This is a genomic window from Cellulosimicrobium sp. E-16, from assembly GCF_049913115.1.
Classification (GTDB): Bacteria; Actinomycetota; Actinomycetes; order Actinomycetales; family Cellulomonadaceae; genus Cellulosimicrobium.
This window is the reverse complement of the sequence record NZ_CP183974.1, coordinates 2,321,513-2,343,923: the sequence shown is the minus strand read 5'-3', so window position 1 is coordinate 2,343,923 and position 22,411 is coordinate 2,321,513. Positions and strand designations below refer to the sequence as shown.

The 22,411-nt window shown below is 74.4% G+C and carries 22 protein-coding genes and 1 riboswitch; of the genes, 2 read left to right on the top strand and 20 right to left on the bottom strand.

All coding sequences use genetic code 11. The features are described 5' to 3' along the window. Positions 1-61: 61 nt before the first annotated feature. From ACN9MS_RS10420 to ACN9MS_RS10380, 9 genes are all read right to left on the bottom strand, one after another. The gene (locus tag ACN9MS_RS10420) at positions 62-3,460 is read right to left on the bottom strand and encodes a pyruvate carboxylase (protein ID WP_426308560.1); all 3,399 of its coding nucleotides are present in this window, start codon (positions 3,458-3,460) and stop codon (positions 62-64) included. Between the two features lie 206 nt (positions 3,461-3,666). Beyond that, the gene (locus ACN9MS_RS10415) at positions 3,667-4,257 is read right to left on the bottom strand and encodes a MerR family transcriptional regulator (protein ID WP_426308559.1); all 591 of its coding nucleotides are present in this window, start codon (positions 4,255-4,257) and stop codon (positions 3,667-3,669) included. A gap of 212 nt (positions 4,258-4,469) precedes the next feature. Further along, entirely contained in the window at positions 4,470-4,961 is a 492-nt protein-coding gene (locus tag ACN9MS_RS10410) for a bifunctional nuclease family protein (protein ID WP_021482354.1), read from the bottom strand. Between the two features lie 89 nt (positions 4,962-5,050). Continuing rightward, on the bottom strand, positions 5,051-5,812 hold the full coding sequence (locus tag ACN9MS_RS10405) for a MerR family transcriptional regulator (protein WP_378233173.1): 762 nt from the start codon (positions 5,810-5,812) through the stop codon (positions 5,051-5,053). After that, entirely contained in the window at positions 5,809-6,291 is a 483-nt protein-coding gene (locus ACN9MS_RS10400; RefSeq protein WP_047234767.1) for an FHA domain-containing protein, read from the bottom strand. Before ACN9MS_RS10400 ends, ACN9MS_RS10405 begins: the two co-directional genes overlap by 4 nt. Positions 6,292-6,467: 176 nt before the next feature. Next, positions 6,468-7,814: a DUF881 domain-containing protein gene (locus tag ACN9MS_RS10395; protein WP_426308558.1), complete on the bottom strand. Its 1,347-nt coding sequence runs from the start codon at positions 7,812-7,814 to the stop codon at positions 6,468-6,470. Positions 7,815-7,816: 2 nt separating this feature from the next. Continuing rightward, on the bottom strand, positions 7,817-8,149 hold the full coding sequence (locus ACN9MS_RS10390; RefSeq protein ID WP_021483549.1) for a small basic family protein: 333 nt from the start codon (positions 8,147-8,149) through the stop codon (positions 7,817-7,819). Further along, entirely contained in the window at positions 8,146-9,117 is a 972-nt protein-coding gene (locus ACN9MS_RS10385; protein WP_426308557.1) for a DUF881 domain-containing protein, read from the bottom strand. Before ACN9MS_RS10385 ends, ACN9MS_RS10390 begins: the two co-directional genes overlap by 4 nt. Next, positions 9,114-9,731 carry a CDP-alcohol phosphatidyltransferase family protein gene (locus tag ACN9MS_RS10380; protein WP_426311878.1) on the bottom strand — a complete coding sequence of 206 codons (618 nt, stop codon included), beginning with the start codon at positions 9,729-9,731 and terminating at the stop codon, positions 9,114-9,116. Before ACN9MS_RS10380 ends, ACN9MS_RS10385 begins: the two co-directional genes overlap by 4 nt. A gap of 399 nt (positions 9,732-10,130) precedes the next feature. Here ACN9MS_RS10380 and ACN9MS_RS10375 point away from each other — a divergent pair, with 399 nt between their 5' ends. Continuing rightward, positions 10,131-12,044 carry a DEAD/DEAH box helicase gene (locus ACN9MS_RS10375; RefSeq protein ID WP_426308556.1) on the top strand — a complete coding sequence of 638 codons (1,914 nt, stop codon included), beginning with the start codon at positions 10,131-10,133 and terminating at the stop codon, positions 12,042-12,044. A 96-nt stretch (positions 12,045-12,140) separates the two neighbouring features. On the opposite strand, the gene ACN9MS_RS10370 is transcribed toward ACN9MS_RS10375, so the two are convergent. The 9 genes from ACN9MS_RS10370 to rpe all read right to left on the bottom strand — a co-directional run bounded on the left by ACN9MS_RS10370 (position 12,141) and on the right by rpe (position 20,053). Beyond that, positions 12,141-12,635, bottom strand: a complete 495-nt coding sequence (locus tag ACN9MS_RS10370) for a PH domain-containing protein (RefSeq protein ID WP_426308555.1) — start codon at positions 12,633-12,635, stop codon at positions 12,141-12,143. 60 nt (positions 12,636-12,695) lie between these two features. Next, positions 12,696-13,550, bottom strand: coding sequence for an ATP phosphoribosyltransferase (hisG, locus tag ACN9MS_RS10365; RefSeq protein WP_378218280.1), 855 nt, complete (start codon positions 13,548-13,550; stop codon positions 12,696-12,698). A 107-nt stretch (positions 13,551-13,657) separates the two neighbouring features. Then, positions 13,658-13,921, bottom strand: coding sequence for a phosphoribosyl-ATP diphosphatase (locus ACN9MS_RS10360; RefSeq protein WP_024839663.1), 264 nt, complete (start codon positions 13,919-13,921; stop codon positions 13,658-13,660). 62 nt (positions 13,922-13,983) lie between these two features. Next, positions 13,984-15,012, bottom strand: a complete 1,029-nt coding sequence (locus ACN9MS_RS10355) for a Fic family protein (RefSeq protein WP_426308554.1) — start codon at positions 15,010-15,012, stop codon at positions 13,984-13,986. Between the two features lie 251 nt (positions 15,013-15,263). Beyond that, positions 15,264-15,731 (bottom strand): 6,7-dimethyl-8-ribityllumazine synthase, encoded by a 468-nt coding sequence (gene ribH / locus ACN9MS_RS10350; RefSeq protein WP_205204177.1) that lies wholly within the window; start codon positions 15,729-15,731, stop codon positions 15,264-15,266. Continuing rightward, positions 15,728-17,089, bottom strand: coding sequence for a 3,4-dihydroxy-2-butanone-4-phosphate synthase (ribB, locus tag ACN9MS_RS10345; RefSeq protein ID WP_426308553.1), 1,362 nt, complete (start codon positions 17,087-17,089; stop codon positions 15,728-15,730). The genes ribH and ribB overlap by 4 nt, the downstream gene beginning before the upstream one ends. A gap of 47 nt (positions 17,090-17,136) precedes the next feature. Then, positions 17,137-17,760 carry a riboflavin synthase gene (locus ACN9MS_RS10340; protein WP_426308552.1) on the bottom strand — a complete coding sequence of 208 codons (624 nt, stop codon included), beginning with the start codon at positions 17,758-17,760 and terminating at the stop codon, positions 17,137-17,139. Further along, entirely contained in the window at positions 17,760-18,884 is a 1,125-nt protein-coding gene (ribD, locus tag ACN9MS_RS10335; protein ID WP_426308551.1) for a bifunctional diaminohydroxyphosphoribosylaminopyrimidine deaminase/5-amino-6-(5-phosphoribosylamino)uracil reductase RibD, read from the bottom strand. Before ribD ends, ACN9MS_RS10340 begins: the two co-directional genes overlap by 1 nt. A gap of 160 nt (positions 18,885-19,044) precedes the next feature. Further along, positions 19,045-19,168: riboswitch (FMN riboswitch) on the bottom strand. Between the two features lie 216 nt (positions 19,169-19,384). Then, the gene (gene rpe / locus ACN9MS_RS10330) at positions 19,385-20,053 is read right to left on the bottom strand and encodes a ribulose-phosphate 3-epimerase (protein WP_277515456.1); all 669 of its coding nucleotides are present in this window, start codon (positions 20,051-20,053) and stop codon (positions 19,385-19,387) included. Between the two features lie 54 nt (positions 20,054-20,107). On the opposite strand from rpe, the gene ACN9MS_RS10325 reads away from it, so the two are divergent. Further along, on the top strand, positions 20,108-20,707 hold the full coding sequence (locus tag ACN9MS_RS10325; RefSeq protein ID WP_426308550.1) for a GNAT family N-acetyltransferase: 600 nt from the start codon (positions 20,108-20,110) through the stop codon (positions 20,705-20,707). Positions 20,708-20,813: 106 nt separating this feature from the next. On the opposite strand, the gene ACN9MS_RS10320 is transcribed toward ACN9MS_RS10325, so the two are convergent. Further along, on the bottom strand, positions 20,814-22,100 hold the full coding sequence (locus ACN9MS_RS10320) for a type II toxin-antitoxin system HipA family toxin (protein ID WP_426308549.1): 1,287 nt from the start codon (positions 22,098-22,100) through the stop codon (positions 20,814-20,816). Next, positions 22,097-22,324 (bottom strand): helix-turn-helix domain-containing protein, encoded by a 228-nt coding sequence (locus ACN9MS_RS10315; RefSeq protein WP_237842640.1) that lies wholly within the window; start codon positions 22,322-22,324, stop codon positions 22,097-22,099. Before ACN9MS_RS10315 ends, ACN9MS_RS10320 begins: the two co-directional genes overlap by 4 nt. Positions 22,325-22,411: the final 87 nt, after the last annotated feature.

Below are 22,411 nucleotides of genomic sequence, written 5' to 3'. Positions count from 1 at the left end.
CCCTGCCCGGCGCGACGACCGTCGCCTCAGGCTGCCACCCCGACCCTGGGGTGCCTACCGCTCAGCCCACGACGAGGACCAGGTCGCCGCCCTCGAGCTGCTGCACCGCGCCGATCGCGACCCGCTGGACCGTGCCCGCGACCGGGGTGGTGATCGCGGCCTCCATCTTCATCGCCTCGACCGTGGCGACCGTCTGCCCGGCCTCGACGGCGTCCCCGACGACGACGACCGGCGTCACCGCGCCCGCGAACGGCGCCGCGACCTGCCCCGGCTGCGTGGGGTCCGCCTTCTCGGCCGTGCGCGCGTCGACGTCGACCGCCCGGTCGCGCACCTGGATCGGGCGCAGCTGGCCGTTGAGGGTGAACATGACCATGCGCATGCCCCGCTCGTCGGGCGTGCCGATCGCCTCGAGCCCGACGAGCAGGCGCACGCCCTTGCCGAGCCCGACCGCGACCTCCTGGCCCGGCTCGAGCCCGTACAGGTACGTCGGGGTGTCGAGGACGGACACGTCCCCGTACGCCTGGCGCACCTGCTCGAACTCCTTGGTCGGCCCCGCGAACAGCAGGTGGTTCAGCCGCCGACGGCGCACCTCCCCGGGCTGCGCGAGCTCGGCCTCGTCCTCCGGGGAGAGCGGCGTCACGCCACCGCGCGCGGCACGACCGGCGAGGGCGCGCGAGCGGAACGGCTCCGGCCAGCCCCCGGGCGGGTCGCCGAGCTCACCGCCGAGGAACCCGACCACCGAGTCCGGGATGTCGAACGCCTGCGGGTCGGCCGCGAACTCGGCCGGGTCGGCGCCCGCCGCCACGAGGTGCAGCGCGAGGTCGCCCACGACCTTCGACGACGGCGTCACCTTCACCAGGCGCCCCAGGATGCGGTCCGCCGCCGCGTACATGGCCTCGATCTGCTCGAACTTGTCGCCCAGGCCCAGCGCGATCGCCTGCTGACGCAGGTTCGACAGCTGCCCGCCCGGGATCTCGTGCTCGTACACCCGCCCCGTCGGCCCGGGCAGACCCGACTCGAACGGCGCGTAGACGCGGCGCACCGCCTCCCAGTACGGCTCCAGGTCCGCGACCGCCGACAGCGACAGGCCCGTGTCGCGCTCGGTGTGCTCCAGGCCCGCGACGAGCGCGGACAGCGGCGGCTGGCTCGTGGTGCCCGCCATGGCGGCGCTCGCGGCATCGACCGCGTCCACGCCCGCGGCCGCCGCGGCGAGCAGCGTCGCCATCTGCCCGCCCGACGTGTCGTGCGTGTGCAGGTGCACCGGCAGGTCGAAGCGCTCGCGCAGCGCGGTCACGAGGCGCGTCGCGGCGGCGGGCCGCAGCAGCCCGGCCATGTCCTTGATGGCGAGCACGTGCGCGCCGGCGTCGACGATGCGGTCCGCGAGGCGCAGGTAGTAGTCGAGCGTGTACAGCTCCTCGGCCGGGTCCAGCAGGTTGCCCGTGTAGCACAACGCGACCTCGGCGACCGTCGTGCCGGTGGCGCGCACGGCCTCGATCGCGGGACGCATCTGGTCGACGTCGTTGAGCGCGTCGAAGATCCGGAACACGTCGATGCCCGTCGCGGCGGCCTCCTCGACGAACGCCTCGGTGACGCGCGTCGGGTACGGCGTGTACCCGACCGTGTTGCGCCCGCGCAGCAGCATCTGGATCGCGAGGTTCGGCATCGCCTCGCGCAGCGTCGCGAGCCGCTCCCACGGGTCCTCGCCGAGGAAGCGCAGCGCGACGTCGTACGTCGCCCCGCCCCACGCCTCGACGGACCACAGCTGCGGGGTGGCCCGCGCGACGTAGGGGGCGACGGCGGCCAGGTCGTGCGTGCGGACGCGCGTCGCGAGCAGCGACTGGTGGGCGTCGCGGAACGTGGTGTCGGTGACGCGCAGGCGCTGCTCGCCGCGCAGGGCGCGCGCGAAGCCCTCGGGGCCGAGCTCGAGGAGCTGCTGGCGCGTGCCGGGCGGGGGCGTGACCGACAGGTCGAGCGCGGGCAGCTTCGTCGCGGGGTCGGTGGTGCGCCGCGGCTCGCCGTGCGGGCGGTTGACGGTCGTGTCCCCCACGTACGCGAGCAGGCGCGTTCCCCGGTCGGCGCTCTCGCGCGCGGCCAGCAGCTCGGGCCGCTCGTCGATGAACGACGTCGCCACGTTCCCGGCGACGAACTCGGGGTCCGCGAGCACGGCCTGCAGGAACGGGATGTTGGTGCGGATGCCGCGGATGCGGAACTCGGCGAGCGCGCGCCGGGCGCGGCGGACCGCCGTCGGGAAGTCGCGGCCGCGGCACGTGAGCTTGACGAGCATCGAGTCGAAGTGGCCAGAGACGACGGAACCGGCGGTCGCCGTCGCGCCGTCGAGGCGCACGCCCGCCCCGCCCGGCGAGCGGTAGGCGATGATGCGGCCCGTGTCCGGGCGGAACCCGTTCGCCGGGTCCTCGGTCGTGATGCGGGTCTGCAGGGCGGCGCCGTTGACGCGCACGTCCTCCTGCCGGATACCCAGGTCCTCCAGCGTCTCGCCCGACGCGATACGCATCTGCGCGGACACGAGGTCGACGTCGGTGACCTCCTCGGTCACGGTGTGCTCGACCTGGATGCGCGGGTTCATCTCGATGAACACGTGCTGCCCGGCCCGCTCACCGACGGTGTCCACCAGGAACTCGACCGTGCCCGCGTTCTGGTACCCGATGTGCCGGGCGAACCGCACCGCGTCCGCGCACAGCGCGTCCCGGATCTCCGGGTCGAGGTTCGGCGCGGGCGCGATCTCGATGACCTTCTGGTGGCGCCGCTGCAGCGAGCAGTCCCGCTCGTACAGGTGCACGACGTTCCCGGCGCCGTCGGCGAGGATCTGCACCTCGATGTGCCGCGGGCGCAGCACCGCCTGCTCGAGGAAGACGGTCGGGTCCCCGAACGCGCCGTCGGCCTCGCGCATCGCGGCGGCCAGCGACTCGGGCAGGTCCTCGCGCGCGTCCACGCGGCGCATGCCACGCCCGCCTCCACCCGCCACGGCCTTGACGAACACGGGGAACCCGATCGCGTCCGCCGCCGCGACGAGCGCGTCGACGTCCGACGACGGCTCGCTCGACGCCAGCACCGGCAGCCCGGCCTCGCGGGCGGCCTTCAGCGCGCGCACCTTGTTGCCCGCGAGCTCGAGCACCTCCGGCGGCGGACCGACGAACGTCAGCCCGGCGTCCGCGCACGCGCGCGCCAGGTCGGGGTTCTCCGAGAGGAACCCGTAGCCCGGGTAGACGGCGTCGGCACCCGCCTCGCGCGCGACGCGCACGATCTCCTCGATGTCGAGGTACGCGCGCACCGGGTGGCCGGGCTCCCCGATGAGGTACGCCTCGTCGGCCTTGAGCCGGTGCTCGGAGTTGCGGTCCTCCTGCGGGAACACCGCGACGGTGCGGGCCCCCAGCTCGTAGGCGGCGCGGAACGCCCTGACGGCGATCTCCGCGCGGTTGGCGACCAGGACCTTCGAGAACACCGGCACTCCATCCGTCGACCGTGCGGCGCCGCCGGGGAGGGCGTGACGCGCCGCGTACCGGGCGATCCTCCCACGGCCTCGCCGGGCAGGCCGTCGCACCGGCTGTGACGTGCTCCACAGGGTGGGAGGTGCCGTGACGCGTCGACCGGGCGTCCCCAGGCAGGCACGAGACCGCCCGTCCGCCCGGGTCGGCGGCGCTCGCGGCCTCAGCCGGCGGAGCGGGCCCGTCGGCGCTGCGCGAGCTCGTCCTGCGGGCTCGTCGCCGCGCCGTCCTCGTCGTCGAGCGACTCGGTGGGGAGCTCTGCGAGCGTGCCCTCGACCTCGCGCCACACCCGGCCGACCGCGATGCCGAACACGCCCTGGCCGCCCTGGACGAGGTCCACGACCTCGTCGGGCGACGTGCACTCGTACACGCTCGCGCCGTCGCTCATGAGGGTGATCTGCGCGAGGTCGTCGACGCCGCGCTCGCGCAGGTGCTCGACGGCCGTACGGATCTGCTGGAGCGAGACCCCGGTGTCGAGGAGGCGCTTGACGACCTTGAGGACGAGGATGTCCCGGAAGCTGTACAGCCGGTGCGAGCCCGACCCCGACGCGGGGCGCACGGTCGGCTCGACGAGCCCGGTGCGGGCCCAGTAGTCGAGCTGCCGGTACGTGATGCCCGCGGCACGGCACGCGGTCGGGCCGCGGTAGCCGGTCGTCGTGTCCTGCTCGGTGATGTCCTCCCCGAAGAGGAGGCCCTGCGCACCGTGCGGAACCGTGGCGCCGGCACCGACGCTCGCCTCACCGCTGCTGTTCACTGTCGCCTCCTGGGGTGATGTCCACGACCACGCTATGGGCGCCGTCGGGGGTCGTCAACGACCGACGACCCGAGCGCACGGGCGTGTCGCGCCCGTGCGTCCGGCGATCCGGCCACCCAACCCTCGACCTGAGGTCGAACGTCCGTGTTGTCCGTTGTGCCCGCAAGCCTCGACCCGCGCTCGACGGTCGGCCTCGGCGGTGCGGACGCCCCCTACTCGTCCACCGAGAAGTCCTCCGGCTGGACGTGGTCCAGGAAGTCGCGGAACTTCTCGACCTCCTCCTGCTGCGCGACGTCGACGACCTCGACCCCCGCCGTCGCGACGACCTCGGCCGAGCACAGCACCGGGCTGCCGGTGCGCACCGCGACCGCGATCGCGTCCGACGCGCGCGAGTCGAGCCGCACCCCGTTGCTCAGGACCAGCTCGGCGAAGAAGATGCCGCCGTCGAGCGCGACGATCTCCGCCCGCTCCAGGCGCACCCCGACCGCGTCGAGCAGGTCCCGGAGCAGGTCGTGGGTCATGGGCCGGGGCGTCGGCAGGCCCGCCTGCGCCATCGCGATCGCGCTCGCCTCCCGCGGTCCGATGACGATCGGCACCACGAGCTCGGACGCGTCGTCGAGCAGCAGCACCACGATCTCCTGGTCGCGCTGCTGCTGACGGACCCCGAGCACCTCGACCGGGACCATCGGGACGTCGTCGCTCACCCCTCCACGGTACGTCTCCCCCCGGCATCCGGCAGGGGGTGGGGACGGGACCGTGCGGGTGCCTCGCGGGAGGCGGGCGGACGGGCACCTCAGCGCGTGAGGTCGTCGATCCCCTGGCGCACGAACACGGTGTGCAGCTGCGCGCAGAGCTCCCCGACCTCCGAGGCCACGGTGCCGGCGTGGGCGCGCGCGGACGCGCTCTGCTGCCCGCGCCACGGCGAGACGACCTGGTGCACGAGGCTCACGTGCCGGTCGGCGGCGGTGCGCAGGGATCGCAGGTGGCGCGGCTCGATGCCGTACTCCGAGAGCCCGGCGGCGAGCACGACCACGTCGAGCGAGCGTGCGTCGAGCTGGCCTCCCGGCGCCTGGCGCAGCACGCCGGCCTCGATGAGTCCCTCGACGAGGTCCCGCTCCACCCCCGCCGCGGACACGAGCGCGTCGAGCGTGTAGCGCTGGCGCACGGCCGCCGAGCCGGGCTCGCCGTCGGTCGTCGCCAGGCGCGGGGCGAGGGCCTCGACGTCGGCGCCCGCGTCGAGCGCGGCGAGGCGCTCCTTGATGACCTTGAGCGGGAGGTAGCGGTCGCGCTGCTCGACGAGCACGAACCGCAGCCGTTCGACGTCCGCGGGGCTGTACTGGCGGTAGCCCGACGCGGTGCGCACGGGCTCGATGAGCCCTTGCTCCTCGAGGAAGCGCAGCTTGGAGTGGCTGACGTTCGGGAACTCCGCCCGCAGCGCGCGCAGCACGTCGGAGATGCGCATGGTCGCGCGACGCGAGATGCCCTGGGGCCACGGCTCCGCACCGTCGGCGGGCTCGGGGGCCGTGGCGTGCGCGGCGCCCGTCGAGGCGTTCACGACCGGGGGGCCGTGCCGCCCGCCGGTGCCCCCGCGTGCGGGCTGGCGTGGAACGTGAGCCGGTACTTGCCGATCTGCACCTCGTCGCCCGTCGAGAGCGCGACGGCGTCGATCCGGCTGCGGTTCACGTACGTCCCGTTGAGCGACCCGACGTCGCGCACGAGGAAGTGCTCGCCCTCGCGCACGAACTCGGCGTGCTTGCGCGAGACGGTGACGTCGTCGAGGAAGATGTCCGCGCGCTCCGACCGGCCGGCGACGGTGCGCTCGGCGTCGAGGAGGAAGCGGGACCCCTGCCCGGGACCGCGCTGCATGATCAGCAGGGCGGAGTGGCGCGGCAGCGCCGCGACCGCGGCGTGCTCCTCGGGGCTCAGGCCACCGGGCTGCACGCCCTCCTCGATCGGGGCCTCGATCCGGCCGAAGCTGACCGTCGTGTCGCTACCCGCCCGGTTCGGCACCTCAGGACCGCCTGGGACACTCATCTCGCCTCCTCGGGGCTCACGCACGTCGTGCTCGACCTCGGAACACCGCACCGCGGGGCCGTGGCCCCGCCGTGCGGAACAGTGCTCGAAAACTACTACACCCGCAGGTCACGCGGTGCGCGCGACCCACGGTCGTCCCAACCTACCCCGGCCTGCGGGGATGCGGGAAGCCGCAGTCACTCGTCGGCCGGGACCGGGGTCGCGTACTGCGGCGACCCGGGCTCGACGGTCGCGGTGACCTCGACCCGGTCCTGCTGGGTGATCGTCGTGCGCGCCCCGTCCGCGCGCAGCGACGCCATCGCGCCGCCGGGGATCTCGAGGGCCGTCTCGAGCGTCGACGGGTCGCCGATGACGTTCCACCGGTACGGCGAGGTGATCGTCTGCCCGTCGACCACGACGCCCTCGGCGGAGTCCTCGAAGTAGCTGCTCGCCACGAGGCGGACCCCGTTGACCTCCATCGCCTCCGCGCCCGCGTTGCGCAGCTCCTCGAGCACGTTGAAGAGCGCGAACGCGTCGAGCGCCTCCGTGCCCTCGACGACCTCGATCTCGACGCCCGGGCCCTCGGCGGGGAGCCGGCCGGACAGGATGCCGAGCGTCTCCGCCTGCTGCTCGGCGAGCTCGAGGGCGGCCCGTTCGCGACCGGACCCCGACTGGAGCTCGTCCCGCGTCGACTCGAGCGAGGAGACCTGGTCCTCGAGCTCGCCGGAACGCTGGGTCACGTCGTCGAGGAGGCGCACGAGGTCGCTCTGGCGCAGGGAGGAGAGCTGGTCCTCCTGCGTCTGGCTCACCTGGACCACGAGCGCGAAGCCGAGCAGCGCGCACAGCACGCCGACGACGATCTGGGACCGGGACGCGCGGGGGCGCAGCGCGCGGCCGAGCCCGCGCAGCCCGCGCGGCTCCGGTCGTGTCGGGGAGCCGTGGCGGCCCACGGCGCCGATCGTCCCCGTCGTCGCGGGGGGCTCCGACGTCGCGGAAGGCTCCGCTGGCGCCGAGGCGTCCGTCCCGGTCGCGTCCGCGGTGGCCGCGTCGTCGTCACCGTGCGGCGCGGCGTGCTGCGGGTCGTCGTCCGGTACGAGGCCGTCGCCCGCCGGATCGTCCGGGGCGTCCGTGTCCTCGTCGCCGTGGTCGCCGTCGCGCGGACCGGCCCCCGCTGCGTCGTCGTCCGGCTCCTCGCCGACGGAGGTGGTGTCGGCCGCGGGCGGCTCGTCGTCATCACGGACGTCGGCGCCGTCGCCCGTGTCCTCCGGCGCCTCGGGGTCGACGCCGCGCTCGGGTGCCGGCTCGACCGCGGGATCGCGGTCGTCGGCGCCGGTCGCGTGCGGACCGGCGGTCTTCCCCTGGGTCTCGGGCTCGGTCGCGTCCCCGACGTCCGCGGGGTCCCCGACGTCGGCGGGGTCCGGCAGGGCGGTCTCGACGTCGCCGATGGTCTCGTCGGTGGTGACGGGGGCGTCGTCCGGGGCGGCGGCGTCCGACGTCACGTCGTCGGCGCCCGGGTCGCGGGGGTCCTGGGGGTCGCGGGTCACGCTCACGCCTTGAAGATGTGGCGCCGGATGGCGGCGGCGTTGGAGAAGATGCGGATGCCGAGCACGACGACGACGGCCGTGGAGAGCTGGCTCCCGACGCCGAGCTGGTCGCCGAGGAAGACGATGAGGGCGGCGACGACGACGTTCGACAGGAACGACACGAGGAAGACCTTGTCGTCGAACAGCCCGTCGAGGCGGGCCCGCAGACCCCCGAACAGGGCGTCGAGCGCGGCCACGACGGCGATGGGCAGGTAGGGCTGCAGCGACACCGGCACGGTGGGTTGCAGGACGAGGCCCGCGACGATGCCCACCACCAGTCCGACGACTGCGATCATTCGACGATCTCCTGCCCTGTCTCGTGCGGTCCCGAGCCCGTCCCGGACCCGTCGGTCGTGCCGTCCGTCGTGCCGTCGGTGCTCCCGGCGGGCGTGTCGGAGTCTACGGTCGCCGCCGGGGCCTGCGCGAAGAACAGCGAGGGCGCGGACCGGCCAGGCAGGTCGAGGCGGCTCTGCGTCGTCACGCTCGACCGGATGCCGTACTGGGTTCCGAGGATCTGCAGGTAGTCCGACGTGCCCGAGCGCAGGAGCGAGGTGCGCAGCGTGTCCGGGTCGCCGATCGCCTCGACCCGGTAGGGGCCGACGAGGGGCTGCAGGTCGACGAGCACCGCGTCCCCGGCGGAGCGGATGGCCGACAGCCCGGTGAGGCGCTGGTCGTTGATCGCGACCGCCTCCGCGCCGCCGGCCCAGAGCGCGTTGACGACGCGCTGGAGGTCGGAGTCGTGCACGAGCGAGTTCGCGTCCACGGTGTCGGACGAGAGGCCGCCGCTGGTGTCGTCGAGCGTGACGACGACGCCCTGTCCCTCGACCGCCTGCGTGCCGGTCAGCGCGCCCTCCTCCTGGAGGCCCTGGAGCACGTCCGCGCTCGCGCCGCTGAGCGCCGCGCCCTGGAGCTGCTCGATCTCGGCGGACAGCTCCGCCCCGCGGGCCGTGAGCTCCTCGGCGGCGCGCTGCCGGTCGAGGATCTCCTGCTCCAGGGTCTCGCGCGCCGCGATGACGCCCGGCTGCGGGGCGCGCAGCTCGACCGCGGCCGCCGTGGTGACGACACCGAGGGCGACCGCGAGGGCGACGAGGGTCACCGTGCCCGTGCGGCCCCGGTGCGGCGACTGCCCCGCGGCGCGGCGCGCCGCGGCGTCCGCGTAGCCCGGGTCGAGCGGGCGGTGCATGACCTCGTTGAGGAGCGTCATCGACGCGTCGACGGGCGCGCGGCGCGCGGCGCCGACCGGGTCCGGGCGGTTCTCGCTCACGGCGCCTCCTGCGTCGTCGTGCCGGTCTCGTCGGTGGCGGCCTTGTCGCGCACGACGAGCGCGCGCGTCTGCAGCACGTACTGGGCGCCCGCGAGCCAGTACAGGCCGACGCCCCACCAGGTGAACGCCCAGCCCGTGACCGCGGCGACGTCGCCCAGCCACCCCGGCATCTCGGCCAGCAGCAGGAGCGGGAACGCGTACAGCAGCGCGAACGTCCCGGCCTTGCCCGCGAAGCTCACCGGGAGGGGTCCGTACCCGTGGCGCGCCAGCAGCGGCAGCAGCGCGGCGAGGAGCAGGTCGCGCCCGACGACGACCACGACGAGCCACAGCGGCACGACGTCGCGCCACGCGAGACCGAGGAGGGTGACGAGGATGAAGAGCCGGTCCGCGGCCGGGTCGAGCATCTGCCCGAGGCGGCTCACCTGGTCCAGGCGCCGCGCGAGGACTCCGTCGAGCCAGTCCGACGCCCCCGACACCGCGAGCACGACGAGCGCCCACACGTCGTCGCCGCGCACGATGAGGACCGCGAACACCGGCACGAGGAGCAGCCGCAGGAGGCTGATGACGTTCGGGACGGTCAGGACGCGGGAGCTGACCTGCTGCCCTGCTGACACACCCACCGCCCCGTGCTCACGTCGCGCCGTCGCGGCGACCTGCCGCGCGCGGACCATCCTACGTACCGGGCCCCCGCACCCGGACCTTCATTTCGCGGCGCGGCGCCCGCCGCGGGCGGAAATCACCCGTTTCGTCCGCCCTGACCGTCCGCGGGACGCGGGACGCGGTGAGGGACGTCACCGGGTCCGGCCCGCTCACCGACCGCGCTCTCCGGTAGGATGGGCACACCTCTGGAGTTCGTCGCTCGTCCCGCGTGTGTCCGTGAGAGCGGCCGTCCCCTCGATCATCCCTGATCGTCCTGGTGGCCGGCCTGGTGTGTTCGGGAGTGCGACCTGCGAGAACCGTCCTGGTGACCGCACGCCACTCCACACCCCGAAACGAACGGTCCTCACCCCTTCATGACTGCTGACGTCCTCGCGCCCTCGCACGCCCTCGACCAGTCCGCCGACGCCGCCCCCGAGCGCGCGGACCAGACCCGTCCCGAGACGACCGCGCCCGCCGGGCCCGTGTTCGCCGACCTCGGCCTGCCCGCTCCTCTCGAGCGCGCCGTCTCCGACCTCGGCTTCGTCACCCCGTCCGCGATCCAGGCCGAGGCCATCCCGGCGCTCCTCGCCGGGCGCGACATCACCGGCGTCGCGCAGACCGGCACCGGCAAGACCGCCGCGTTCGGCCTCCCGCTGCTCGCCGCGATCGACCCGTCCCTGCGCCGCGTGCAGGCCGTCGTCCTGACCCCGACGCGCGAGCTCGCGATGCAGGTCGCCGACGCCGTCGAGTCGTTCGCGACCCACCTGCCCAAGGTCGACGTCGTCGCCGTGTACGGCGGCTCGCCCTACCAGCCGCAGCAGCGGGCGCTCGCGGCGGGCGCGCAGGTCGTCGTCGGCACGCCCGGGCGCGTCATCGACCACATCGAGCGCGGCACCCTCGTGCTCGACGACGTGCGCTTCCTCGTGCTGGACGAGGCCGACGAGATGCTGCGCATGGGCTTCGCGGAGGACGTCGACACGATCTTCTCCCGCGCACCGCGCGAGCGTCAGGTCGCGCTCTTCTCCGCGACGATGCCCGCCCCGATCCGCCGGGTCGCGAACGAGCACCTCACCGACCCGGTCGAGATCGCCGTGGCGCGCCAGTCCTCCACCGTGACGAGCGTGCGCCAGACGTACGCCGTCGTGCCGTTCCGGCACAAGACCGGCTCGCTCGTGCGCGTCCTCGCCACGTCCGACGCCGAGGCCGCGATCGTGTTCACCCGCACGCGCGGCGCCGCGGAGGAGGTCGGGTCCGCGCTCGTCGAGCGCGGCATCTCCGCCGCCACGATCTCGGGCGACGTCGCGCAGAAGGAACGCGAGCGGATCGTGGAGCGCCTGCGCTCCGGCGCGCTCGACGTCCTCGTCGCGACCGACGTCGCCGCGCGCGGCCTCGACGTGGACCGCATCGGCCTCGTCGTGAACTTCGACCTGCCGGGCGAGCCCGAGGCGTACGTGCACCGCATCGGCCGCACCGGCCGCGCCGGGCGCACCGGTGAGGCCCTGAGCTTCGTCACCCCGCACGAGCGCGGTCGCCTGCGCGCCATCGAGCGCACCACCCGCACCCCGCTCGAGGAGATCGAGATCCCCTCCCCCGCGGACGTGTCCGCGCACAAGGTGCGGGCCCTGCTCGGCCAGGTCCCCGCACGCCAGGAGGCAGGCCGCCTGTCCATGTACGCCGACATGGTGCGCACGTTCCTCGCCGAGCACGACGTCGACCCGGTCGACCTCGCGGCGGCCATGGCGGCGCTCGCGGTCGGCGACGACGGGCCCCGGGCCCGCGAGGAGCAGGAGCGGTTCGAGGCCGAGCGTGCCGCGGCGCGCGAGCAGGCGAAGGCGCGCCGCACCGAGCGCACTGGCGAGCGTCCGCGCGGTGAGCGCGCGTCGGGCCGTCGCGAGGGCGACGGTACGCGTGGCATCCGCCGTGACGCCGTCGGTACCCGTTACCGCCTGTCCGTGGGCCACAAGGACGGCGTGATGCCCGGCGGGATCGTCGGCGCGCTGACGAACGAGGCCGGCCTGGCCGGGTCGGACGTCGGCAAGATCGACATCTTCCCGTCCTTCTCCCTCGTGGACATCTCCGCCCCGCTCGACGCGGAGACCATGGACCGCATCTCCCGTGCCCGGGTCGCTGGGAAGGCGCTGCGCATCCGCCTGGACGAGGGCGCGCCCGCGTCGCGCGGCCCGCGCGGCGGGCACGGCCCGTCGGGCCGTCGCGACGAGCGTCGCGACCGCTTCGACCGTGCCGACGACCGGGGCGAGCGCAAGCCCCGCCACCGCACCGCGTACTGACGCTCCGGCGTCCGCCGCGAGGCGACGCGTGTAGACGAACGGCCCCGGATCCGCTGGATCCGGGGCCGTTCGCGTTCCGCCCTGTGCTGTCGCGCGTCAGGTGCGCGGTTCCTCGCGCGCCTCGCCGTGCGCCTGGACCAGGGCCGCGAGGCGACGCGCCTCCGCGTCCCCGCGGGCGCCGTCGGCACGCTGGATCCCCATGACGGCGAGCGTCGACCCGTCTGCGAGGTCCAGGCGCACCCACGCGTCGCCGGAGCCGAACCGGACCGACACGACCTGCGCCCACTCGAGCTCGCGCGTGTAGATGACGTTGCGCACCCGCAGGCCCACACGCGTCGGGACGGCGTGCACGCCCCCGAGGCGCCACAGCAGCCACGCCGCGAACAGCGCGAACGCCGCCAGGGACAGCCGGTTCACCCAGGACGTGCCGAGCGGTCCCGTCGCGGACAGCCCGACGACGACGCACCCGCCGACCACCACGACACCGGTCGCCCACGCCGACACGAGCCCGAACCGGGGCCGGAACGGCCGGTACGGGTCGTCGTGGCGCTCCCCCGGCAGGCCAGGATCAGGGAACGGTTCGGTGCTCATGCCGCCACCGTCTCACACCCGCTCGACGCACACGGCGCCGGTCCCGGGGTGGAGCGGACGTCAGAGGCGGGACGCGTGGATCCGCGTCACGAGGATCGCGCGCGCCCCCACGTCGTACAGGGCGTCCATGACCTGGTTCGTCTGGTCGCGCCGCACCATCGCCCGCACCGCCGCCCAGTCGCGGTCGTGCAGCGGCGACACCGTCGGCGACTCCAGGCCCGGCGTGATCGCGACCGCCCGCTCCACGAGCGACACCGGCACGTCGTAGTCCATCAGGACGTACTGGCGGGCCGTGAGCACGCCCTGAAGACGCCGGCTCAGCACCTCCACACCCGCCGGCACGTCCGCCTCCGCGACCGCGCGCGGACGGATCAGCACCGCCTCCGACACGAGGATCGGGTCGCCGAACACCTCCAGGCCCGCGCCCCGCAGCGTCGTCCCCGTCGAGACCACGTCCGCGACCACGTCCGCCACCCCGAGCTGCACCGCCGACTCCACCGCGCCGTCCAGGTGCACGACCGTGGCCTCCACGCCGTGCGAGCGCAGGTGCCCCTCGACCAGCACCTCGTACGACGTGGCCACGCGCAGCCCCTGCACCTGCTCCAGCGACGTCACCGCGCCCGCCGGGGCCGCGTACCGGAACGTCGACCCGCCGAAGCCGAGCTGCATGTGCTCCACCGCGTCCGCACCCGAGTCCAGCAGCAGGTCCCGGCCCGTGATCCCCACGTCCACCGTGCCCGACCCCACGTACACCGCGATGTCGCGCGGTCGCAGGAAGAAGAACTCGACGTCGTTGTCCGGGTCGGCCAGCACGAGCTCGCGCGAGTCACGACGCTGGCGGTACCCCGCCTCGCGCAGCATCTCGACGGCGGGCTCGGACAGGGACCCCTTGTTGGGGACGGCGATACGCAGCATGACAGGACCTTCGTTCAGGGGATCGGGCAGGACGCGGGGAACAGGGACGAGCGAGGGGGCGAGCGGCGCTCGCGGCCGGGAGCGGGGACGCTCACCGGCACGGCCGCTCACAGATGCTCGTACACGTCCTGCAGGCTCAGACCCTTCGCCAGCATGAGGACCTGCAGGTGGTAGAGGAGCTGGGAGATCTCCTCCGCCGTCTTCACGTCGCCCTCGTACTCGGCGGCCATCCACACCTCGGCGGCCTCCTCGACCACCTTCTTCCCGATCGCGTGCACGCCGGCGTCCAGCTCCGCGACCGTGCCGGAACCGGCAGGTCGCGTCGTGGCCTTCTCGGACAGCTCCGCGAACAGGGACTCGAACGTCTTCACGCGCCCCAGGGTATCCGCCGCCCGGGCGGGGCCGGGGCGCGGTCCGCCCAGCGGGCACCGGCCTACCGCCCGGAGGACTCGCGTAGACGCCTTGTCAGGTCGTCGACCTCGCCGAGGACCTCGGTCGCCCCCCAGACGCCGTTGCGCACGGACTCGTTGAGCCGCGTGAGGATGCCGAGGTCCGTGAGCCTGCGGAGCGCCTCGTAGGTGGCTGTCGACGACGCTCGCGTGACCCGTCCGGCGAGGTCGGCGTCGAGGACCGGCTGGTCGAGCAGCGCGTCGAGCAGTGCCGCGGCGGCCGAACCGGCTCGCGGGCGCACCTCGGCGCGCCATGCCTGCGGCAGCCTCGCGAGGTTCTCGGCGGACGCGCGCGCCTCGCGTGCCGCGCGCACCGAGGCGTCGGCGAGGTAGCAGACGAACTGGGACGCGTACCCGTCGCGGTAGGCGTTGACCCGTGCGAAGTACTCCTCGGTGTCGGCGAGCATCGCCGACGCCACGGGCACGACCAGGGTCGGGGTGAGGCCACGTCGCCGCCACACCGCGCCGATGAGCGCCCGCCCGACGCGCCCGTTCCCGTCGGGGAACGGGTGGACGGACTCGAAGTGCGCGTGCACGAGCGCGGCCTGTGCCACTGCGGGCAGGTCGTCGCGGTTCGCGAACGCGAGCAGGTCGTCCATGAGGTCCGGCACGAGCTCGGGCGGCGGCGGCACGTGCACCGCACCCCGCGGAGAGTAGTCCGACCCGCCGATCCAGTTCTGCACCGTGCGGAGCCTGCCCGCCGTGGGCCCGTCGACCGGGTCCTCACGCAGCAGGACCGCGTGGGCAGCCAGGACGTCCTCGAGCCGGATCTGCCCCGACCCCGCGGCGTCCACGAGTCGTGAGACCGCGCGGGCGGCCGCCACCGTCAGCTGCGCGTCACGGCCCGAGCGCATCCCGATCGACGCCTTGGCGAGGTCCGCCAGGCTCGCGTCGTGCCGTTCGATGCGTGACGACGCGACGGCCTCGGTGCGGAGCAGGAAGGTCGCGAACGTCGCGATCCGCGGCCCGTGGACCGCGTCGAGCCGCGTGATCTCGACTGCGGCGCGCTCCACGAGCGCCGCCTCCCGCGCCGTCGGCCGATAGGCCTGAACGGCGACGAGAGGCGGCACGCTCGCCGTCACCCGGGAGACGAGCCGGTCCTCGCGCGGACCGCGCGTCTGCGACCGCCACGGTCGCTCGACCTGCGAGTGCACCGGCCAGTCGGGCTCGGCCCCCCGCAGATCCGCAACCTGGACCATGTCACTCACAAGGCCACCTTACACATCACAAACCGGACCAAGACGAGGACAAGTCCAGGAAGGTCTTACAGATCCCGCAGCGCCACCACCGTCGCGACCGCCGCCTCCGCAGCCTCCGCACCCTTGTCCTCGCGCGACCCCTCCAGGCCCGCACGGTCCAGCGCCTGCTGCTCGTCGTCGCACGTCAGCACCCCGAACCCCACCGGCACGCCCGTGCGCACGCTCACGTCCGTCAGTCCCGACGTCGCGGCCTGGCACACGTACTCGAAGTGCGGCGTCCCCCCACGGATCACCACCCCCAGCGCCACCACCGCGTCCGCGCCGTGCTCCACCGCCCGCGCCGCCGCCACCGGCAGCTCGAACGACCCCGGCACCCGCACCACGCTCACGTGCGACACGTTCGCCGCCGCCAAGGCCCGCCGCGCCCCCGCCAGCAACCCGTCCATCACCTCCGTGTGCCAGCTCGCCGCGACCACCGTCACCCGCAGCCCCGACCCGTCCACGCTCAACGTCGGCGCACCTGCCCCGCTCATCCCTCGTCCTCCTTCGACTCGTCCGACTCCACCTCGACCGCCCCCTCCGGGACCGCCACCGTGTCCAGCAGATGACCCATCGCCACCTTCTTCGTCACCAGGTACGCCCGGTTGTGCTCCCCGTGACCCACCTCGATCCGCTCCGTCCCCTCGACCTCGATGCCCGAGGCCACCAGGCCCGTCACCTTCGCCGGGTTGTTCGTCAGCAACCGCACCCGCGACAGCCCCAGGTCCGCCAGGATCGCCGCCGCCGCCCCGTACTCCCGACGGTCCACCGGCCACCCCAGCTCCAGGTTCGCCTGCACCGTGTCCAGGCCCGCGTCCTGCAGCTCGTACGCCCCGATCTTCGCCAGCAGCCCGATGCCGCGCCCCTCGTGCCCCCGCAGGTACACCACCGCACCACCCTCCGCCGCGACCCGCTCCATCGCCGCCTGTAGCTGCGGACCGCAGTCGCAGCGCAACGACCCGAACGCGTCACCCGTCAAGCACTCCGAGTGCACCCGCACCACCGGCACCACCTCCCGCCCGGCGGCGCTCGCGGCCTCCGCGCCGACCTCACCGCGGTCTGCCGAGCCAGCCGGGGCGACCGCAGGAACGAGAGCGACGTGCTCCGCCCCCGTGCGCAGGTCCCGGTACCCCACCACCCGGAACCGGCCGTGCGCCGTCGGGAGATCCGCCGAGGCGGTGCGGTGCACCCGCCGCGCCAACGCCTCCCGATCCGGCACCTCCGCGGCCACCGCAGGCGCAGGGTCGTGCACCCGCCGCCACGCCACCAGGTCCGCGATCGTGATCAGCACCAGCCCGTCACGCTCCGCGAGGGCCGCCGCGTCCCCCAGACGCATCATCGTCCCGTCGTCGTGCACCAGCTCCGCGATCCCCCCGACCTCGCCCATCCCCGCCAGGCGCACCAGGTCCACCGCCGCCTCCGTGTGCCCCGCCCGGTGCAGCACACCCCCCGGCACCGCACGCAACGGCAGCACGTGCCCCGGCCGGATCAGGTCCACCGGACCCGACGCCGGGTCCGCCAGCACCCGCAACGTCCGCGCCCGGTCCTCCGCCGAGATCCCCGTCGTCACCCCCGTCGCCGCGTCCACCGTCACCGTGTACGCCGTGCGCCGCGGATCCTGGCTGTGCGGCACCATCAACGGCAGCTCCAGCGCGTCCGCCCGCGCCGCCGGCATCGGCGCGCACAGGTACCCCGACGAGTGCCGGATCGTCCACGCCACCCACTCCGCCGACACCCCCTGCGCCGCGAACACCACGTCCGCCTCGTTCTCCCGGTCCGGAGAGTCCGCCACCAGTACCGGCCGCCCCGCCCGGATCTCCGCCAGCGCCTCCTCGACCGACCCCAGGCGCACACCCCCCGGCCCTTGCGGCACGGCGGCGCTCGCGGACCCCGCGCCCGTCACGACGCGCTCCCGGGGACGACGCCGGACAGGAGCAGGCGCTCGACATACTTCGCGAGCACGTCCACCTCGAGATTCACCCGGTCGCCCGGCACCAGGCCACCGAGGATCGTCGCCTCGAGCGTCGTCGGGATGAGGGAGACGCCGAACGTCTCGTCGTCCACGTGCGTCACCGTCAGCGACACCCCGCTCACCGCGATCGAGCCCTTCTCCGCGACGTACCGCGTCAAGCCCGCGGGCGCCGAGATCACCAGGTCGTCCCAGCGCTCGCCCGGGTCGCGGCTCACGAGCGTGCCGACGCCGTCCACGTGCCCCTGCACCACGTGACCGCCCAGCCGCGCGTCCGCCCGGACGGCCCGCTCCAGGTTCACCGGCGACCCCGCCACGAGGTCACCCAGCGCAGTGCGACGCAACGACTCCGGCATCACGTCCGCCGTGAACGACCCGTCACCCCCGAGGCTCGCGACCGTCAGGCACACGCCGTTCACGGCGATCGAGTCGCCCAGCGCCGCGTCCGAGGTGGCGAGCGGCCCCTCGACCCTGAGCACCGCGTCCTCCCCCTCACCGCCCGGGAACCCGATGTCCCGGACCTCCCCGATCTCCTCCACGATCCCCGTGAACATCAGCCGTCCCGCCCTTCCGTGCTCTTCCTGGACACCACCAGCGCGTCGTCGCCGACGCGCCTCACCTCCACCGTGCGGAACCGGTGCGCGTCGGCGATCGTCGCCACGCCCAGCCCGTCTACGACCCGCCGACCGCTCCCCAGCAGCACCGGGGCCACGTACGCGTGCAGCTCGTCCACCGCGCCCGCCGCGAGGAACGCCGTCGCCAGCGTCGGACCGCCCTCCACGAGCACGTGCCGCACCTCACGCTCCCCGAGCCTCTGCAGCACCTCACCGACGTCGCGCGTCAGCAGGTGCACCAGCTCGCCGCCCTCGCCACGCACCCGCGCCGACGGCGGGATCCCCCGCAGCCCGACGACGACCCGCAGCGGCTGGTGCTCCGCGAGCCGGTCGGCGCTCGCGGCGTCGTGGACAGGGACGCGCGCCGTGAGCGCCGGGTCGTCGGTCAGGAGAGTGCCCGTACCGACGAGGATCGCGTCGACCTCGGCCCGCACGCGGTGCGCGTGCTCGCGTGCGGCGGGTCCGGTGATCCAGCGGCTCGTCCCGTCCTCGGCGGCGACGTAGCCGTCGAGCGTCGTCGCGGTCTTGAGCGTCACGTACGGCGTCCCGCGGCGCACGGACGTGAGCCACACGCGGAGGAGCTCCTCGCCCTCGGCGGCGCGCAGACCGCGCACGACCCGCACCCCGGCCGCGCGCAGGCGGTGGGCGCCGCCCGTCGCCACGGGGTTGGGGTCGGCCACGGCGTGCACGACCTCGGCGACCCCGGCGGCGACGAGCGCGTCCGCGCACGGCCCGGTGCGGCCCGTGTGGGCGCACGGCTCGAGCGTGACGACGGCGGTCGCGCCGGCGACGTCGACGCCGCGCTCCCGGGCGTCCGCGAGGGCCGCGGCCTCCGCGTGCGGCGTGCCCGCACCACGGTGGTATCCCTCGGCGAGGACGGGCCGCGGGTGCGGGTCCAGAGAATCCGGCGAGGCGCCGTCGGGCTCCGGCCGACCGCCTGGGGTGGGGCCCAGGAGCACGCAGCCGACCCGGGGGTTGGGCCCGTACGCGGGCCCGCGAGCCGCGAGCTCGAGCGCGCGCGCCATCGAGGCGTCGATCGTCAGGGTGCGGGGGTGCTCGCCCATCGTCCTCCTCCCGGGCACGAGCGCTCCGGGGTGAGGGCGGGCGGCGGGGTCAGGCCTGGACCGGCCCGACGGCGTCGCTCACCACGGCGAGGCCGTCGCCGTCGCGAACGGGTGCACCGACGGGTCGCCGGAGCACCACGCTCTGGGCGTGGCCGCGCCGCACGTGCTTCCTCCCATCCGGACTGTCACCGTCGGTCCTGGAGTTCCACCAGGTCAACCGCGCGTGGGCGCGGGTCGCGGACTGTCACCGCCGGCTCGGAATTGCACCGACCCCGGAGCACGTTCGTGCGTACTGCTGCTTTCAACCGAGCATGCTACTCGCGCATTCCTCGGGACCGATCCGTCCGCCCGTCGAGCGAACGTGAACCGGGCCACCCCCTTGTTCCGTGCTGGTTGGTGAGCTGTTTCGGGTGGGTGGGGTTGTAATGGGTGCTTGGCACACTATTTATATCGGGACGAGAGAGGGAGCCCTCTGCTCGGGCTCCCTCCCGGGTCGGGCGTCAGTGGGCGTGCGCCGACGCCTCCGCGAGCTCGCGCAACGCCTGGATCTCGCCCGGCACGCTCTCCGCCCCGTACACCGCCGACCCCGCGACGAAGACGTTCGCCCCCGCGTCGGCCGCCCGCTCGATCGTCGAGCGTGACACTCCCCCGTCGACCTGGATCCACACGTCCAGGCCCGACTCGCTCACGGCCTCGCGCGCCCGTCGGATCTTGGGGAGCGTCCCGTCGATGAACGACTGCCCGCCGAAGCCCGGCTCGACCGTCATGACGAGGATCATGTCCACCTCCGCCAGGAGGTCCAGGAAGGGCTCCACAGGCGTCGCAGGGCGCAGCGCGAGGCCCGCGCGGGCACCCAGGCGCCGGAGCTCGCGAGCGAGCCGCACAGGGGCAGCAGCGGCCTCGGCGTGGAACGTCACGGACGCCGCCCCCGCCTCCGCGTACGCCGGCGCCCAGCGGTCCGGGTCCTCGATCATGAGGTGGGCGTCGATCGGGACCGGTGACACCTGCGCCAGACGTTCGAAGACCGGCAGCCCGAGCGTGAGGTTCGGCACGAAGTGGTTGTCCATCACGTCGACGTGCGCGTAGTCCGCGGTCGAGATGGCGTTCAGGTCGCGCTCGAGGTTCGCGAAGTCGGCGGACAGGATGCTCGGTGCGATGAGGGCTGCCATGGGCCCCAGCCTAGGGCGCGTCACGCCGGTCGCCCGCGCTCGTAGGCTCGTCCCGTGAGCCCCCTCCCCTCCCCCGGCCCGACCACCCCGCCGGCCGCACCGGCCGCGTCGACCCGGGAGCACCAGGCCGTGACGGTGCGACCCGCCACCGCGGGCGACCTCGGGCGTGTCGCCGAGATCGCCGCCCCGTTCGTCCGCGACACGTGCGTGACGTTCGAGGAGGAGGTCTGGGACGTCCCGGCGTGGCGGCGCAAGCTCGACGACGTCACCGCGCGCGGCCTGCCGTTCCTCGTCGCGGAGGTCGACGTCCCGACGGAACCCGGAACCGCAGGAGGCCCGCTGGTCGTGGGCTACGCCTACGCGTCCGCGTGGCGGCCGAAGCCCGCCTACCGGCACACCGCTGAGGACACGATCTACCTCGACCCGGCCCACGCCGGTCGCGGGATCGGCACCACCCTGCTGAGTGCGCTCCTGGACGCGTGCGCCGTCGCCGGGGTCCGCCAGGTCGTCTCGGTCGTCGCCGACGTGCCCGAGGCGGCAGGCTCGCTCCCCCTGCACCGCCGGTTCGGCTTCGTCGAGACGGGCCGCCTCACCGCCGTCGGCCTCAAGCACGGCCGCTGGGTCGACACGATCCTCCTCCAGCGCTCCCTCTGAGCCGGGCGGGGCGAGAACGAGCCTGGCACCGCGGGCGGTCGCCTGGGGTGTGCGACGACCAGGGCGAGGCGGAGCACTGACCAGGGTTCTCTCCCTGCGGCGAGGCTCAGACGACGAGGCCGCGGCGGAGGTCGGTCGTGCGCTGCTCGACCGTGCGCCAGGCGTGGCGGCTGACGCCGGGGTGGGCGTCGCGGTCGACGTCCGCGAGCGCCGCGAGGAGTCCGTCGAGGGTCTGGGCGACGGCGCGCTGGGCGCGGCGTCGGGGCAGTCCCCAGGTCGTCCCTTCGGCGACGAGGTGCTCGGCGGTGAGGCGGTCCATGTCGCGTTCTCCGGCGACGTCCATGGCGAAGACGCGCGAGGCGTGGTCGTGGTGGAGGTGCATGGAGACGTCGTAGGCGGGGGCGAGCCGCACGGTGCCGTCGGCGTGGCGCAGGACGGAGATGTTCTTGGCGTGGGCGTCGGTGTTGCCGATGGCGAGGTTGAAGGTGGTGAGGGCGAGGAGGGGGTCGGGGCGGGTGCCGTCGTCGCGGAGGGTGCGGGCGATGGCGGCGAGGGAGGGGAAGCGGCGTCCGTGCTGGAACTTGCGTTCGGGGTCGCGGGTGTTGATGCCGAGGGCCTGTGCGGCGTCCTCCTGGTGGAGGCGTGCGGTGCCGGTGGGTTCGGTGGGGTCGGGGACGCGGTCGTAGCGGGTGACGACGATGGCGCGTTCGCCGTCGAGCTCGGTGACGTGGGCGTCGATCGTGGTGAGGCCGGTGCGGCGGGCGAGGTCGAGGGCGGCTGCTTCGGTGTTGACGAGGTCGGCGGTGGGTGAGTCGGAGGGGCGGGCGACCTTGAGGATGTGGGTGGTGGGTGCGGTGCCGTGCGGGCGGGCCCAGCCGTGCTCGTCGTGGAGGAGGGTGATCTTGGGTTCCATGCCGGGCAGGGAGCTGGTGAGGTGGTCGGTGCGTCCTTCTCCCCCGCTGCGGGCGACGGCGGCGCGCAGGAGGCGCGCGACGGCGGCGTCGTCGAGTCGTTCGGGGGTGCCGGGGGTGGGAAGGGGCTGCCCTTCGGGCGCGAGGAGGACGGCGCCGGCGGTGTCGTGGCCGTAGTGGACGAGGAAGGCGAGGGCGTCGTCGGGGTCGATGCCGGCGTCGATGGCCATGGCGTCGCGGGTGCGGCCTTCGGGGAGGAGTCCGTCGAGCCAGGCGGCGACGCGCGCGGGGTGGGGCGAGGGCTCGTCGGGCGGGGTGATGGGGAGCAGGTGGGACAGGACACGGGCGTCGTGTCCCCAGCGGTCGAGGGCGTCGGTGGTCCAGGTGAGGGTGACGCGGGGGGTGCCGTCGGTGGTGCGCGTGCTGGCGGGTGCGAGGGTCGCGACGGGGGTGCCGTAGAGCCAGGCGGTGACGGTGGTCATGGGCGTTCCTGGAGTCGCAGGTCGACGTCGAGGGTGTCGAGGAGCTCGAAGAGTCGTTGGACCCAGAGGTTCTCGACGCCGTTCTCGAGCTCGGAGAGGTACTGGCGGGTGATGCCGAGCTCGTCGGCGACCTGGGCCTGCGTGAGCCCGCGGGTCCGGCGGACGCGGCTGAGGTAGGCGCCGAGGTCGCGGGGGCTTCGGGGGGTGGTCCAGGTGTCGGCCATGCTCGCTCTCCTGCCGTCGGTGCGCGGGGCTCGTGCTGCGGCGTCAGGATTCCCCGACACGCGTCGACGTCAGGTTACTCCGACACG

Excerpts from the sequence above, each read along its gene's own strand:
- ACN9MS_RS10400 (WP_047234767.1), bottom strand. The coding sequence starts at position 6,291 with ATGAGTGTCCCAGGCGGTCCTGAGGTGCCGAACCGGGCGGGTAGCGAC.
- ACN9MS_RS10390 (WP_021483549.1), bottom strand. The coding sequence starts at position 8,149 with ATGATCGCAGTCGTCGGACTGGTGGTGGGCATCGTCGCGGGCCTCGTC.
- ACN9MS_RS10375 (WP_426308556.1), top strand. The coding sequence starts at position 10,131 with ATGACTGCTGACGTCCTCGCGCCCTCGCACGCCCTCGACCAGTCCGCC.
- ACN9MS_RS10370 (WP_426308555.1), bottom strand. The coding sequence starts at position 12,635 with ATGAGCACCGAACCGTTCCCTGATCCTGGCCTGCCGGGGGAGCGCCAC.
- hisG (WP_378218280.1), bottom strand. The coding sequence starts at position 13,550 with ATGCTGCGTATCGCCGTCCCCAACAAGGGGTCCCTGTCCGAGCCCGCC.
- ribH (WP_205204177.1), bottom strand. The coding sequence starts at position 15,731 with ATGAGCGGGGCAGGTGCGCCGACGTTGAGCGTGGACGGGTCGGGGCTG.
- ACN9MS_RS10340 (WP_426308552.1), bottom strand. The coding sequence starts at position 17,760 with ATGTTCACGGGGATCGTGGAGGAGATCGGGGAGGTCCGGGACATCGGG.
- ribD (WP_426308551.1), bottom strand. The coding sequence starts at position 18,884 with ATGGGCGAGCACCCCCGCACCCTGACGATCGACGCCTCGATGGCGCGC.
- rpe (WP_277515456.1), bottom strand. The coding sequence starts at position 20,053 with ATGGCAGCCCTCATCGCACCGAGCATCCTGTCCGCCGACTTCGCGAAC.
- ACN9MS_RS10320 (WP_426308549.1), bottom strand. The coding sequence starts at position 22,100 with ATGACCACCGTCACCGCCTGGCTCTACGGCACCCCCGTCGCGACCCTC.
- ACN9MS_RS10315 (WP_237842640.1), bottom strand. The coding sequence starts at position 22,324 with ATGGCCGACACCTGGACCACCCCCCGAAGCCCCCGCGACCTCGGCGCC.